We start from the raw sequence: 13,667 nt of genomic DNA, 5'->3' as shown, positions 1-13,667 counted from the left end.
ATATATAATGCGGCCTCTTTTCCCTGATAGCTCAGTCGGTAGAGCGACGGACTGTTAATCCGCAGGTCCCTGGTTCGAGTCCAGGTCGGGGAGCCAGAATTCGAAAGCCGCGTTTTTACGCGGCTTTTTCATATCTGGACGCGTGACGGAAAGACAGCTTTACCAGCAAGGCAAGAATATCGGAACGTGCGCACCACGAGACATGGGCGATACGGCGCGGCCACAAGCTGCGCGCGGCGGGACCGCATCCGGCACAAGAGCGGAGACGACGTTGTATACCCTTTTCTTATAACCCAGGAAGGCAATAGATGAAACTCTCCAGGATGCACAAGCGTCTGATCGCTCTTACCGCGATGGTCCCGATGCTGCCGATGACGGCGGCGGTGGCACAGGAAGCCACCCAGGCAGCGCAACCGGCCAGCGGCCAGCTGGAAACCGTCACCGTCACGGCCCAGCGCCGCGCGGAAAACATCAAGGAGGTGCCGGTCTCCGTCTCCACCTTGCAGAACGAAAAACTGGACGTGATTCTGTCCGGCGGCCAGGACATCCGCGTGCTGTCCGGTAAAGTCCCCAGCCTGAACATCGAATCGTCCACGGGCCGCGTGTTCCCGCGCTTCTATATCCGCGGCTACGGCAATGCCGACTTCTCGATCTTCGCCTCGCAACCCGTCTCGCTGATCTACGACGACGTCGTCCAGGAAAACCCGATCATGAAGGGTTTCCCGATGTTCGACCTGGCCAACGTGGAAGTGCTGCGCGGGCCGCAAGGCACGCTGTTCGGCCGTAACACGCCGGCCGGTGTCGTCAAGTTCGAGTCGGCCAAGCCCAGCCTGAAAGGCATCGAAGGCTACTACAACTTCTCGCAGGCTTCGCACGGCACGGTCAACGTGGAAGGCGCCGCCAACATTCCGCTGTCGAACGAATGGGCGCTGCGCGTCTCCACCTTGCGCCAGCACCGCGACGACTACGTCTCGAACGCCTACACGCACGAGCCGGATTCGCTGGAAGGCTACAACGAGCACGCCGAACGGGTGCAGGTGCTGTACCAGCCGAACGGCACGTTCAACGCGCTGTTCAACGTGCACCAGCGCACCGCCGCGGGCAGCTCGCGCGTGTTCCGCGCCAATATCATCAAGAAGGGCACCAACTCGCTGGTCGACGGCTTCGACGCCGAGAACGTGTTCACCAATGGCCAGAACTACCAGAACCTGACGACGCGCGGCGGCAACGTGCGCCTGTCGTGGGACCTGGGCGCCGTCAAGCTGTACTCGATCACGGGTTACGAGACGATTTCCAGCTACAACAGCCGCGGCGACATCGACGGCGGCACGCCGGCGTCCGGCCCGGGCTTTATCCCGTTCCAGGTGGAGACGGCTTCCGTGCTGCCGGACCTGAAGCAGTATTCGCAGGAGTTCCGTGTCGAGTCGAAGAAGGCGGGCCCCATGAGCTGGCAGGCCGGCGTCTATTACTTCGACGAAGACGCAACGGGCGGCAGCGACAACTACAACCCGGCCGGCGCACGCACCAGCCGCGTCGTCAGCAACCAGCAGAACAAGGCGTGGGCGGCGTTCGGCTCCGTCAACTACGCCGTCACCGACGCCTTCACGCTGCGCGGCGGCCTGCGCTACACGAACGACAAGAAGGACTTCGCGACGCTGGAAGCGACCAACGTCACGCTGATCGGACCAGCATCCGTCAGCACCAGCAAGCACAAGGCGAACTGGGACCTGTCCGGTACTTACACGCTGACGCCGGACGTGTCGCTGTATGCCCGCGTCGCCACCGGCTTCCGCGCACCGAGCATCGCGGCACCGTCGGCCTCCGTGCCGATCACCGTCGCCGATGCGGAAACGATCACGTCGTACGAAGCCGGTGTCAAGGCCGACCTGCTGAACCGCCGCGCACGCGCTTCGCTGTCCGTGTACGACTACGACGTCAAGAACCAGCAGCTGACGGTCGTCGGCGGCAATTCGAACGTCACGGCCCTGATCAACGCAGCCAAGACCAAGGGCCGCGGCATCGAGGCCGAGATCGAAGGCTTCGTCACGCCGGACTTCAAGATCGCCGCCAGCACGAGCTACAACTTCACCGAGATCCGCGATCCTTCGCTGTCCGTGAACAAGTGCGCGCAGTGCACGATCACGAACCCGATCAACGCCGCCGGCCGCGTCGTCATCGACGGCAATCCGCTGCCGCAGGCGCCGAAGTGGATCGTCAACCTGTCCGCGCGCTACAACTGGCCGCTGGCGGAAGGCAACCTGTTCGTGCTGACCGACTGGTCGTACCGCAGCAAGGTCAACTTCTTCCTGTACGAAGCGGCCGAGTTCGAGGGCAAGGCGCTGACGGAAGGCGGCCTGCGCGTGGGCTACAACTGGGCGGGCGGCAAGTATGAAGTGGCGGCGTTCGGCCGCAACATCACCAACCAGCAGCGCGTGACGGGCGCCATCGACTTCAACAACCTGACGGGCTTCATCAACGAGCCGCGCCAGTGGGGTGTGCAGGTCAAGGGCGCGTTCTGATACGGTAGCCGCGTCTGCGGCCGAGGAGGGCCGGGGTCAGACCCGATGGGTCTGACCCCGGTATTTATCAACCGCAGTCGTCGGCGCTCTTTGATGCGCCGCCGCTGGACAGTTTTGTAAAGGCTGTATATAATACGGCCTCTTTTCCCTGATAGCTCAGTCGGTAGAGCGACGGACTGTTAATCCGCAGGTCCCTGGTTCGAGTCCAGGTCGGGGAGCCAGAATTTTGCAAGCGAAAGCCCAGCCTTCACCGGCTGGGCTTTTTGCTTTTTATCCGGAGAAGAAAACATGGACACGGGCGACCAGCGCTACCTCGTACAACAGAACAAAATCAGCGACGGCGAAAAGAAGCCGCCCGTCTTCGCCAAGGTCATGCGCAGCAGGGAAGGGTGTTCGAAGGCGTCTCGTTCATCAAGAACAAGGACAAGGCGACAATCATGACCGTCGCGCAGGCGCAGGAAGTGATCGACTGGGCCGCGAAGAAGAAGGCGGCCGCGAAGGAATACGAGACGAAGATCATCTGCGTCGGGCAGTGAACCCGGAGGCGCCACGGGCAGCCGTGGCGCTTCTTGAACTGCTTAGGCGGCCGTCAGCGCCTTCAGGATAGCGTCATTGAACGCCGGGATATCGCCAGGGTTGCGGCTGGTGATCAGCTTCCCGTCCACCACGACCGTCTCGTCGCTCCATTGCGCGCCGGCGTTGGTAAGGTCCGTCTTCAGGCTTGGCCAGCTGGTCACGCGCTTTCCCTTCGCGATGCCGGCATCGATCAGCGTCCAGGGACCGTGGCAGATCGCGGCGATCGGCTTGTTTTCGCGGGCGAACTCGCGGATGAACGTGATCGATTCCGTCGACAGCCGCAGCGAGTCGGGGTTGGCGACGCCGCCCGGCAGCACCAGCGCGTCGAAGTCGGCGGGACGGGCGTCAACCACGTCGCGCTCCACCGTGAATTTGTCCGCCTGGTCCATGTGATTCAGGCCCTGCACCTGTTCCCCTTCGCCTTTGGGCGAGACGAGAATCACCTGCGCGCCATGCCCTTCCAGGAATTCGCGGGGGCCGGTGTATTCCACCTGCTCGACGCCGTCCGTCATCAGTACCGCGATCTTCTTGCCTTCCAGTGTCTTCTGTGCCATGGGTTTGCTCCATTGTCAAAAAGGACCACAAGCGTGCCACAATGACAGTTCTCGCGCTGTGCGCGCACGAACATTGGAGGCAGACGCATGGGGGCCATCACGGTGAACGGCGACGAACTGTATATCGAGACGATCGATGGCGACGAACGCCTGCCGGTGCTGGTATTCCTGCACGAAGGACTGGGCAGCGTGGCGCACTGGCGCGATTTTCCGCACCGTATCTGCGCCGCCACGGGCCACCCGGGCCTGATGCATGACAGGTTGGGGTACGGCCACTCGTCGCCGCTGCGCGCCACGCGCACCATCCACTACCTGCACGAGTACGCGCTTCGCGAGCTGCCTGCGGTGCTGGCGTCGATCGAGGGGCGCGACTATATCCTGGTCGGACATTCCGACGGCGGCAGCATCGCGCTGATCCACGCGGCGGGGCAGCCGCACGGGCTGCGTGGCGTCGTCACGCTGGCGGCCCACGTGATTGTCGAAACGCTGTCCGTGGAAGGCATCCGCGCCGCACAGGCCGCGTTCGACGAGGGCAAGCTGCGCGGCCTGGAACGCTATCACGGCGCGAAGACGGCGCAGATCTTCGGTGCCTGGGCGGACACGTGGCTGCGGCCGTCGTTTGCGCACTGGGACATCCGCTACCTGCTGCCGTCGATCGACTGCCCGGTGCTGGCGCTGCAGGGCAGTGCCGACCAGTATGGAACGGTGGCGCAGCTCGACGCGATCGCCGCCGGTGTGCCCAAGGCCGAGGTGCGTATGCTGGACGGTTGCGGCCACTCGCCACACCAGGAACGGCCGGACATGCTGGTGGAGATTATCGCGGACTTCTGCGCGGCCTACGCCGGTAGTACCCGGTAGCGCCCGGTGGTGTCTGCGCGGCAGGCGGCGTGGACGGATTTTCTTGCCCGCTTGTCGAACCGGCCCACCGCCGCCCGTCGTAAGGAGGAACCACCCGTGTTGTTCAACCTTTCGCTATGGGGACGCCATGCAAAAGCACATCATTATCAATCTTCCCGTCAGGGACCTGGAAAAATCGCGCGCCTTCTTTTCCGCGCTGGGCTTTACTTTCAATCCGCAATGGAGCTGCGAGAACGCGCTGTTCATGAACATCGTGGACGGCGGCATCCACGCGATGCTGATGACCGAACCGTTCTTCCGCTCGCTCGTCGACAAGCCGCTCGTGCAGGCACGCGAGGCCAATGAGGTCATCGTCTGCCTCAGCTGCGAAAGCCGGGAGGAGGTGGACAGCCTGATCGCCCGGGCCACCGCCGCGGGCGCCCGCATCCCCCATCCACCCGAGGACCACGGGTTCATGTACGACCAGGGTTTCGAGGATCTCGACGGCCACCTGTGGAACCTCGTCTGGGCGGCGCCGCAGGGGTGATCGCCCGCCAGGGTGCCGCATGGCTCGCGCACCGTGCGTCGCGGTTCGCGCCCTCCGGCACCGGTTTCGTCGCATGGCGCGAGCCATGGGCCGTTTGGCGCGGCAATATCCTGCCATCGCAATCCGCGCATGAACTCAAGGAGAAACGCCGTGAAACAGTATGTTCGATTCGCCATCGTTGCAACGTTTGCCAGCGCCGCCATGGCCCGCGCGTCGGACCTGACCGTCGACGTGCAGGGCCTGAAAGACGGGAAGGGGACGGTGCTCGTCGGCGTGTACGACCGCGCCGGGGATTTCCTGAAAAAGCCCATGCGCACGTCCGCCGCCGCAGCGCGGCCGGACAAGGTGCGGGTCGTGATCGCCGGCCTGCCGGCCGGGGAGTATGCGCTCAGCGCGTTCAAGGATGACAATGGCAACGGCAAGCTCGATGTGAATCCGGCAGGGATGCCCATCGAGCCCTACGGTTTCAGCAACGACGCGGCGGGAAGCTACGGGCCGCCAAGCTATCGGGCCTCGCTCGTGCACCTGCCGGAAGGCGGCGGCTCGACCACGATCACCTTGCGCTGAGGCGGCGATCATGGAACGGCGAGACTTTCTGCGCGGCCTGGCCGCCGGCGGGGTGCTGGCGGCATTGCCGGCCTGGGCGCGTGCGGATGCGACGACGGACGGCTACCGGGCCAGCCTGCCGGCCCGGCCGCGGCTGGCGGCAATCGGCGGCTGCACGGCCGAGAGACTGGGCGGCGTGGCTGCCATCGACGGGCGCTGGCCGGCGGAGCTGCGCGGCACGTTCTACCGCAACGGCCCGGCGCGTTTCGAACTAGCCGGAGAGCGCTATCGCCATTGGTTCGACGGCGACGGCATGGTCCACGCGTGGCATCTCGATGCGGGCAGCGTGCGGCACGAGGCACGCTTTGTCCGCACCCGCAAGTACGTCGAGGAGTCGGCCGCCGGGCGGTTCCTGTACCCGGCGTTCGATACGGACATCAGCCGTCGCCCGGTGGGCAATAACGACACAGTCAATACCGCCAACACGAACGTGGTGCGCCACGCGGGCCGGCTGTACGCGCTGTGGGAGGGCGGCTCCGCCACGGAACTCGATTCCGCCGATCTTGGCACGCGCGGCGTGCGGACCTGGCGCGACGACCTGGCCGCCATGCCGTTCTCGGCGCATCCGCGCATCACGTCCGATGGCGTGATGTGGAATTTCGGTGTCGTGCCGGGCGCGGGCAAGCTGCTGCTGTGGCGCATCGACGCCGATGGCAGCCTGGGGAAGTTCGGCATGCTCGACGTGCCGCACCTGCCGATGGTGCACGACTTCGTCGTCACGGCCCGCTACATGGTGTTCCTGGTGCCGCCATTCGACATGCGCAGCGGACCGCACACCACGTATCTGGGCGCGCACACGTGGAACGGCAACCGGCCGCTGCGCGTGCTGGTGATCGACCGGGCCGATTTCACGCTGCGCCGGATCGTGGAGATGCCGGCCGGGATGCTCTTCCATCTGGGGAATGGCTGGGACGAAGGCGACACCATCCGCCTCGACGCGTGCATCGCCGCCGACGACAGCCCTCTGCAGGCCCTGGGCGACATCATGCGCGGCGAGACCCGGCAGGCTGCGGACACCCACACGGTACTCATCAGGATCGACGTGGCAAAGGGCACGGCGCACAGTGAAACCCTGCTGGCGGGCACCGAGTTCCCGCGCGTCCTCCCTCTCGACGTCGGCAGCCGTTACCGTCACGTTTTCGTGACGACGCGCGGGGACGCCGAGGGGATCGGCAATACGGGTGTCGCGCGCGTCGATGTCGACAGCGGGCGGGTGGACCGCTACGATTATGGGCAGGCTTGGGTCGTCGAGGAGCACGTACCAGTGCCAAAGGCAGCGGGAAAAGGCCAGTGGCTGGTCGGCGCGGCATACGATGTGCGCAGGCGCGAAACGGTGCTGGCGGCGTTCGATGGCGCGCGTCTGTCGGACGGCCCGGTAGCGCGTGCACGGCTGCCGTATGCTGCGCCGCTCTGTTTTCACGGTAACTTCGTGGCGACGTAGCAGCTGAGCGTCAAGTCGTCACTGGTCCGTCTGGCACACGCTGTCCGCCACGCGCCCGGAACAGATGCGCGCCCGGCACAGCCGGCCTTCCTCGCCCCCGACGCGGCCGCAACGCTGCAGCAGCGCCTCCGTGCTGTCGGCCAGGCGCAGCTCGACGACATCCTGCGCCGGCGTGGCGACCCCTTGCGTGTACGCCACCAGCGCCGTCAACAGCGATACATCATGATCGGCTGGCGCGGGAAGCTGTTGCGGCGCTCGCGCCGGCACGTGCACGGTTCCGCGCCGAAGGGGTTTTGGCGCCGCGTGCGCCAGGTGTACCTCGCGCCGGACCGCGATGGCCGGGGGCGACGGCTGGTTCAGCGCGGTCACCAGCGGCGACACTTCGTTGACGATCGCCGCGGGTGTCACCGTGCCTGCAGCAGCCGGTGACTCGATCGCCGCCACGGGCGTTGGCGCCGGCCCGCTGACGGCAACGGTCCACATGGGCTTCGGCTGGTAATCCACCACGGGCGATGGGCCGCTGAAGCACCACCACGCCAGCAGCGCGGCCACGCCCAGGCCGGCGGCGATGGCGCCGCGGGTTCCGGCGCGCTCGGGCAGGCCCGGGGCGCGGCAAGGCGTGCCCGCGGTTTCCCTGTCCAGGCTGGCCAGAATGCCATAGCCGCCCACCACGGCACCGCCGTGTCCCATGCCGCTGCTCGACTTGTTGCTGGTTCTCGTCCCACCCATCACACACCTCCGAAAGCTTGATGCAGGCGGCCTGCGGCAGCCACTTTGCATATTACGATAGGGCAATGTTGCCGTTCGTCAGTGTGGCGTGCGACGCGACGGAACACTTTGACGGAGCTCACCATGTTTGTGTTTTCGATGCTGATGTTGTTTGTTGCGACGTGCCTGGGCGGCTGGCTGGCGTTGTTCCCGGCCGGGCGCGATGCGCTGGGCGATACGCTCCAGCGGTGGGGCGCGCATTTCGGCCGCCGGCTCAACGGCGCACAGCGGGGTGGGACGGACGGCGCCGTCGCGGCGGCGCGCGGCCTGCGTGCGTACGCGGCGCGCAGCGGGGCGCTGGTGCGCCGCCATCCGCTGCTGTCCGTGCTGGGTGCCGCGTTCGTATTGCTGCCGCCGTTCCTTGCGCTGCTGCTGTCCGGACGCCTGGTGCTGCCAGGGGGCGACGGTGGCACGCATGAAGTCAACCAGCAGGTCGCGGAATTGCTGCGCGGCGAGCGGCTGGCGGCGCCGCGCCCGTTGCCGCCGGCCGTCTTCACCACGATGGAAGTGACGATGGTGCGGCCGAAACTGGCCGGCGCCAACCGTAACTGGGACCTGCTCGATGCGGAGTTCTCGCAGCGCCTGCTGACGGTGTTTCGCATCATGCGCGACCAGCACGGCTACGAGATGGTGCTGCTGGAAGGCTACCGCAGCCCGGAACGGCAGAACGAGCTGGCCGACGCCGGCGGCCACGTGACGAATGCGCGCGCTTTCCAGAGCTATCACCAGTTCGGGCTGGCCGGCGACTGCGCGTTCCTGCGCGACGGCAAGCTGGTGATTTCCGAGCGCGATACGTGGGCGATGCGCGGCTACCAGCTGTACGGCGAGGTGGCCGAGGCGGCCGGCCTGACGTGGGGCGGACGCTGGAAGATGATGGATTTCGGCCACACGGAGCTGCGCGGCAGGAGGCGATAAGGATGCGCAGGGACTTGCTTTGCGCCAACGTTGCGGCGAATCAATAAATCGTAGGGACACAGATGGCACCATCAATCGATCCCGCCCCTCTGTCAACCGAGAGCCCCCATGATGCGACGAATCTGGCTGTTTTTAACGGACACCCGCAACCTCACGATCATCGCGCTGGTGGCGATGGCCGCGTTCTTCTACCTCGGCGCCGAAGTGCTGGAGCTGGCGCTGGTCTGGGCCATCGGCGCCACCGGGGTTGTCCTGCTGGCAGTGCCCGGGGTCTGGTGGCTGCGGCGCTGGCTGGCGGCGCGGCAGGCGGCCCGGCTGGAAGAGGCCATCGGCGCGAGCACGCTGCCGTCCGGCGCGGAAGCGGCCACCCGCGCCGATGTGGACGTGCTGCGCGACGGCCTGCTGCGCGCCATCGGCACCCTCCGCAGCTCGAAGCTGGGCATCCGCGCCGGCAGCCGCGCATTGTACGAACTGCCGTGGTACATGATCATCGGGAACCCGGCGGCCGGCAAGAGCAGCGCCATCACCAACTCCGGCCTGCAGTTCCCCATCGGCGACAGCAAGGCGATCCAGGGTGTGGGCGGCACACGCAACTGCGACTGGTTCTTCACCACCGAAGGCATCGTCCTCGATACCGCCGGGCGCTATGCCGTCGACGACGAGCACCGCGCCGAGTGGTCCGGTTTCCTCGACCTGCTGAAGAAATACCGCGGCCGCGCGCCCGTGAACGGCATCATCGTCGCCGTCAGCATCGCCGAACTGCGCGCCAGCGATGGCGATGGCTGCATGCGCCTGGCGCGCAGCCTGCGCAAGCGCGTGCAGGACCTGATCGAGCGGCTGGAAGTGTTCGCGCCCGTGTATGTCGTGTTCACCAAGGCCGATCTGGTGGCGGGGTTCACGGAGTTTTTTGCGCAGACCGAACGCGGGGAGCGCGAACGCGCCTGGGGCGCAACGATGCCGTACAAGCGCCACGCTGGCACGCAGGACGTCCTGACGTTCTTTGACGACGCGTTCGACGAGCTGCACGAAGGGCTGCAGGAAACCAGCATCGCCAACATGACGCAGCGCGGGCGCGGCCCGCTGTCGTCCGGCGTGTTCACGTTCCCGCTGGAGTTCTCGTCGCTGCGGGTACCGCTGCGCGCCTTCCTGGCCACGCTGTTCGAAGACAACCCGTTTCAGTTCAAGCCCCTGTTTCGCGGCTTCTACTTCACCAGCGCGCTGCAGGAAGGCGCGCCCGAATGCGCCCAGGCGCGGCGCGTGGGCCAGCGCTTCCACCTGGCGTTCCAGCCGGCTGCCGCGGCGCAGGAAGAGACGCGCCAGACCGGCTACTTCCTGCTCGACCTGTTCCGCAAGGTGATCTTTGAGGACCGCCACCTGGTATCGCAATACGCCAGCCGCAACAAGACGCGGCTGAAATACGGCGCCTTTGTCGCCGCTGCCGTGACGCTGGGCGTGGCGCTGGGCGGCTGGAGCTGGTCCTACCTGGGCAACCGCCAGCTGGTCGCCACCGTGCAGGGGGACTTCGACAAGGTCGTGCGCCTGCAGGACCGCCGCCTGGACCTGCAATCGCGGCTGGAGGCGCTGGAGGTGCTGCAGGACCGCATCGAGCAGCTGGAAACATACCGCCGGGACCGCCCGTGGGCGCTCGGCATGGGGCTGTACCAGGGCAGCCTGCTGGAACGGAAGCTGCGCGAGGAATACTTTGCCGGGGTGCGCGAAGTGATGGTCAAGCCCGTTGCCGTCAACCTGGAGGCGCTGCTGTACGAGATGAACGCCAATGCCGACCAGCTGGTGACGCCTGCCGTTGCCGCCACGGCCGTGCCGGCAACGCCTGCCGCGGCCACGGCACGGGCCTATGCGGACGCGTCGCCGACCAACGTGGAGGATGCGTACAACGCGCTGAAGACTTACCTGATGCTGACGGACCCCGCGCAGGCGGAGCCGGGCCACCTGAACGACCAGCTGACGCGATTCTGGCGCGGCTGGCTGGAGACGAACCGCGGCACGATGCCGCGCGAGGCCCTGATCCGCAGCGCCGAGCGGCTGATGACGTTCTACCTGGCGCGGATGCGCGACCCGTCGTGGCCGCGCATCGAGCCGAAGCTGGCACTGGTGGATACCGCGCGTGAAAACCTGCGCCGTGTGGTGCGCGGCATGCCGGCGCGCGACCGCGTCTATGCCGAGATCAAGGCGCGCGCCGCCACCCGCTTTCCGGCCATGACGGTGGGCCGCATCGTCGGCGAGGGCGATGCCGCCTTCATCCAGGGCAGCCATGCGATCTCCGGCACCTTTACCCGCGAGGCGTGGGAAACATACGTCGAGGGCGCGATCCGCGAAGCGTCGGCCAAGGAACTGCAAAGCACGGACTGGGTACTCAAAACAGCCAGCCGCGACGACCTGACGCTGGAAGGCAGCCCGGAACAGATCCAGAAAAACCTGGTGGACATGTACAAGGCCGAGTACACGCGCGAATGGCAGAAGTTCGTGCAGGGCGTCGCCGTGGCCGACATGAACGGCTTTAACGGCGCCGTCGTCGCCATGAACCGGCTGGGCGATCCGCAGACGTCGCCGGTGGCAAAGATCCTGCGCGCCATCCACGAACAGACGTCGTGGGACAACCCGGCGGAGATGAACGCGCGCATGCACGAGGCGCAGAAGGGCCTCGTCAACTGGATCAGGACGAACGTTCTGCGGCGCACGCCGGCTCCGGTCGGCTCCAACGTCAACGTGCACATCAACCTGGACGCCGGCAAGCATGACAAGGCGATCGGCCCGATCGGCCGCGAGTTCGCATCGGTGAGCCGGATTGTGGGCACGCACGACAAGGATGCGTCGCTGCTGCGCTCCTACCTCGATGCGCTGTCGCGGCTGCGCACGCGCCTGAACAGCCTGAAGAACCAGGGCGACCCGGGTCCCGGCGCGCGGCAGTTCATGCAGCAGACGCTCGAGGGCAGCGGCTCCGAGCTGGCCGAGGCGCTGCGTTTCGTGGACGAGCAGATGTTCAACGGCGTCAGCGACGCCCAGCGCCAGGCCGTGCGCCCGCTGCTGGTACGCCCGCTGATGCAGACGTTTGCCGTGATCGTGGGACCGACGGAAACGGAAATCAACAAAACCTGGCTGGCCCAGGTGTACGAGCCGTTCAACCGCTCGCTGGCCAGCAAGTATCCGTTCGCCCCATCGGCGCGCATCGAGGCCAGCCAGGGCGAGATCGCCCAGTTCTTCGGCCCGGACGGGCTGGTGGCGAAGTTCGTCACCACGGCGATGGGACCGCTGGTGGTGCGGCGTGGCGACGTGCTCGCGCCGCGCACGTGGGCCGATATGGGCATCACCCTGCAGCCGGTGGCCGTACAGCGCTTCCCCGGCTGGATCGCGGCGGCCGGTGCCGGTGGCTCGGTGCCCGCGGCGGGTCCGGCGCAGACGATCTTCCAGATCCTGCCGATTCCGGCGCCCGGCACGGTCGAATACACGGTGGAGATCGACGGCCAGCAGCTGCGCTACCGGAATACGCCGCCGCAGTGGGCCAGCATGGTCCATCCGGGCACCACCGGCGTGCCGGGCGCGCGCATCAGCGCCGTGGCGTTCGACGGGCGCAGCGTGGAGCTGTTCAACGAACCGGGCCAGTTCGGCCTGAAGCGGATGATCGACGCGGCCGCCAGGACGCGCAAGGACGGCGGCATGCACGAGCTGCGCTGGACGGCGGACGGCATCTCCGTCGCGTTCAACCTGCGCATCACGAGCAGCCCGGCGCCCATCGGCGGCGCAGGTGCGCCAGGACAGGGCTTCAACGGCATGCGGCTGCCGGAGACCATCGTCGGTACGCGCAGCGAGGCCCCTGCGCCAGCGTCGCCTGCCGTGCCTGTACCACCCGCCGCGCCGCCTGCGCTGAACACCGTGGCGGCCGTCGCCGCGCCGGCCGCGATCGTCAACGGAGGGGTCCAATGAGCGCCCGTATCGGCTATTTCGGCAAACTGGCGGCACGCCCCGACTTTGTCCGCTCCGGCGAGCAGCACGCGCTGGGCGGCCTGCTGGACGCCTGGCTCGACGCGACCCTGGCGGAGCTGGCCACCAACACGCGCTGGAAGCTGCATTACGACGCGTTGGCGCCGCTGCATTTCGCGTTTGTCGGGCCTCATTGCCGGCACGTCGTTGCAGGCCACCTGCTGGCCAGCCGCGACCTGTCCGGCCGGCGTTTTCCGTTCATCGTCATGAGCACGCTGGAGGTGGCGCAGCCGGACGAATTCCTTCCCGCCAGTCCGCTGGCGCTGGCCGGCGCTTGGTGCCAGCAGGGTCAACTCGCGGCCGGGGTCCATGCCGCCGCGGACCCGGCCGGCCCGCTTCAGGCAGTGACCGCGGCAAGCGTCGATGCCGACATGGTGCGGGCGGGACATGACGGCGCGCTGGCGGCCTTTGCCGCCGCCCACGACGTGGCGGCGCTGGACGCGTTGCTGGCCGGCGCGGGCACCCGCTACGACGCGCGCGGCATCGTGCTGGCCATCGGCCTGCTGCTGCAGCCGTTCCGGTGGACGGGCAACCGTCAGCTGGAGCGCAGCCTGGCCCTGCCGCTGCCGCGCGACGAGGCGCTGCGGCCCGCCGTGGCGGCGTTCTGGCTGGCGCTCATCGCACCGTTCCTGCGCCAGCAGGGCATCGAGCTGGCGCTGTTCATGACCCAGTTGCGCGCGCAGCCCGTGTTCATCGTTGGTTTTGCCGGCGCCACGCCGGCCACGCTGCGCGCCATCATCGACCCGGAATATGCGACCGAACAGCTGATCGTCTTCGACGATACGGACTGGGTTGCCGACGTGATCCGGGACGACCATGCCGTGCAGCGGCTGGCGGCCGGCCTGGCGCACGACAGCCTGTCGCTGCGCGCGGCGGCGGACCTGTTCCACGCAACCTTTTCGTGA

11 protein-coding genes and 2 tRNA genes are annotated in these 13,667 nt (G+C 67.0%); 11 read left to right on the top strand and 2 right to left on the bottom strand.

The window, feature by feature from the left end; all coding sequences use genetic code 11:
- Window positions 1-20 precede the first annotated feature (20 nt).
- From E1742_RS08090 to E1742_RS26665, 4 genes are all read left to right on the top strand, one after another.
- Window positions 21-96, top strand: a tRNA-Asn gene (locus E1742_RS08090).
- Between the two features lie 212 nt (window positions 97-308).
- Window positions 309-2,519 (top strand): TonB-dependent receptor, encoded by a 2,211-nt coding sequence (locus tag E1742_RS08085; protein ID WP_134384403.1) that lies wholly within the window; start codon window positions 309-311, stop codon window positions 2,517-2,519.
- A 145-nt stretch (window positions 2,520-2,664) separates the two neighbouring features.
- Window positions 2,665-2,740: transfer RNA gene (locus tag E1742_RS08080), tRNA-Asn, on the top strand.
- A 168-nt stretch (window positions 2,741-2,908) separates the two neighbouring features.
- Window positions 2,909-3,055 carry a hypothetical protein gene (locus E1742_RS26665; protein WP_229466637.1) on the top strand — a complete coding sequence of 49 codons (147 nt, stop codon included), beginning with the start codon at window positions 2,909-2,911 and terminating at the stop codon, window positions 3,053-3,055.
- Between the two features lie 42 nt (window positions 3,056-3,097).
- Here the strand turns inward: E1742_RS26665 and E1742_RS08070 are convergent, their stop codons facing one another.
- Window positions 3,098-3,649: a type 1 glutamine amidotransferase domain-containing protein gene (locus E1742_RS08070; protein WP_134384402.1), complete on the bottom strand. Its 552-nt coding sequence runs from the start codon at window positions 3,647-3,649 to the stop codon at window positions 3,098-3,100.
- Between the two features lie 87 nt (window positions 3,650-3,736).
- On the opposite strand from E1742_RS08070, the gene E1742_RS08065 reads away from it, so the two are divergent.
- The 4 genes from E1742_RS08065 to E1742_RS08050 all read left to right on the top strand — a co-directional run bounded on the left by E1742_RS08065 (window position 3,737) and on the right by E1742_RS08050 (window position 7,080).
- Complete coding sequence (locus E1742_RS08065; RefSeq protein ID WP_134384401.1) at window positions 3,737-4,507, top strand: alpha/beta fold hydrolase; 771 nt, start codon at window positions 3,737-3,739, stop codon at window positions 4,505-4,507.
- A gap of 127 nt (window positions 4,508-4,634) precedes the next feature.
- A complete protein-coding gene (locus E1742_RS08060; protein WP_134384400.1) occupies window positions 4,635-5,033 on the top strand; it encodes a VOC family protein in 399 nt (132 codons plus the stop codon).
- A gap of 150 nt (window positions 5,034-5,183) precedes the next feature.
- Complete coding sequence (locus E1742_RS08055) at window positions 5,184-5,600, top strand: DUF2141 domain-containing protein (protein WP_166793444.1); 417 nt, start codon at window positions 5,184-5,186, stop codon at window positions 5,598-5,600.
- 10 nt (window positions 5,601-5,610) lie between these two features.
- On the top strand, window positions 5,611-7,080 hold the full coding sequence (locus E1742_RS08050) for a carotenoid oxygenase family protein (protein ID WP_134384398.1): 1,470 nt from the start codon (window positions 5,611-5,613) through the stop codon (window positions 7,078-7,080).
- A gap of 18 nt (window positions 7,081-7,098) precedes the next feature.
- Here the strand turns inward: E1742_RS08050 and E1742_RS08045 are convergent, their stop codons facing one another.
- Complete coding sequence (locus E1742_RS08045) at window positions 7,099-7,809, bottom strand: hypothetical protein (protein WP_134384397.1); 711 nt, start codon at window positions 7,807-7,809, stop codon at window positions 7,099-7,101.
- A 123-nt stretch (window positions 7,810-7,932) separates the two neighbouring features.
- Between E1742_RS08045 and E1742_RS08040 the strand changes: the two genes are divergently transcribed.
- From E1742_RS08040 to tagF, 3 genes are all read left to right on the top strand, one after another.
- On the top strand, window positions 7,933-8,763 hold the full coding sequence (locus E1742_RS08040; RefSeq protein WP_134384396.1) for a M15 family metallopeptidase: 831 nt from the start codon (window positions 7,933-7,935) through the stop codon (window positions 8,761-8,763).
- A 111-nt stretch (window positions 8,764-8,874) separates the two neighbouring features.
- Window positions 8,875-12,705: a type VI secretion system membrane subunit TssM gene (gene tssM / locus E1742_RS08035; RefSeq protein WP_134388087.1), complete on the top strand. Its 3,831-nt coding sequence runs from the start codon at window positions 8,875-8,877 to the stop codon at window positions 12,703-12,705.
- Entirely contained in the window at window positions 12,702-13,667 is a 966-nt protein-coding gene (tagF, locus tag E1742_RS08030; protein ID WP_134384395.1) for a type VI secretion system-associated protein TagF, read from the top strand. Before tssM ends, tagF begins: the two co-directional genes overlap by 4 nt.

It is taken from the genome of Pseudoduganella plicata, from assembly GCF_004421005.1.
GTDB classification, from domain to species: Bacteria; Pseudomonadota; Gammaproteobacteria; order Burkholderiales; family Burkholderiaceae_D; genus Rugamonas; species Rugamonas plicata.
This window is presented reverse-complemented; position numbering and strand designations above follow the sequence as displayed.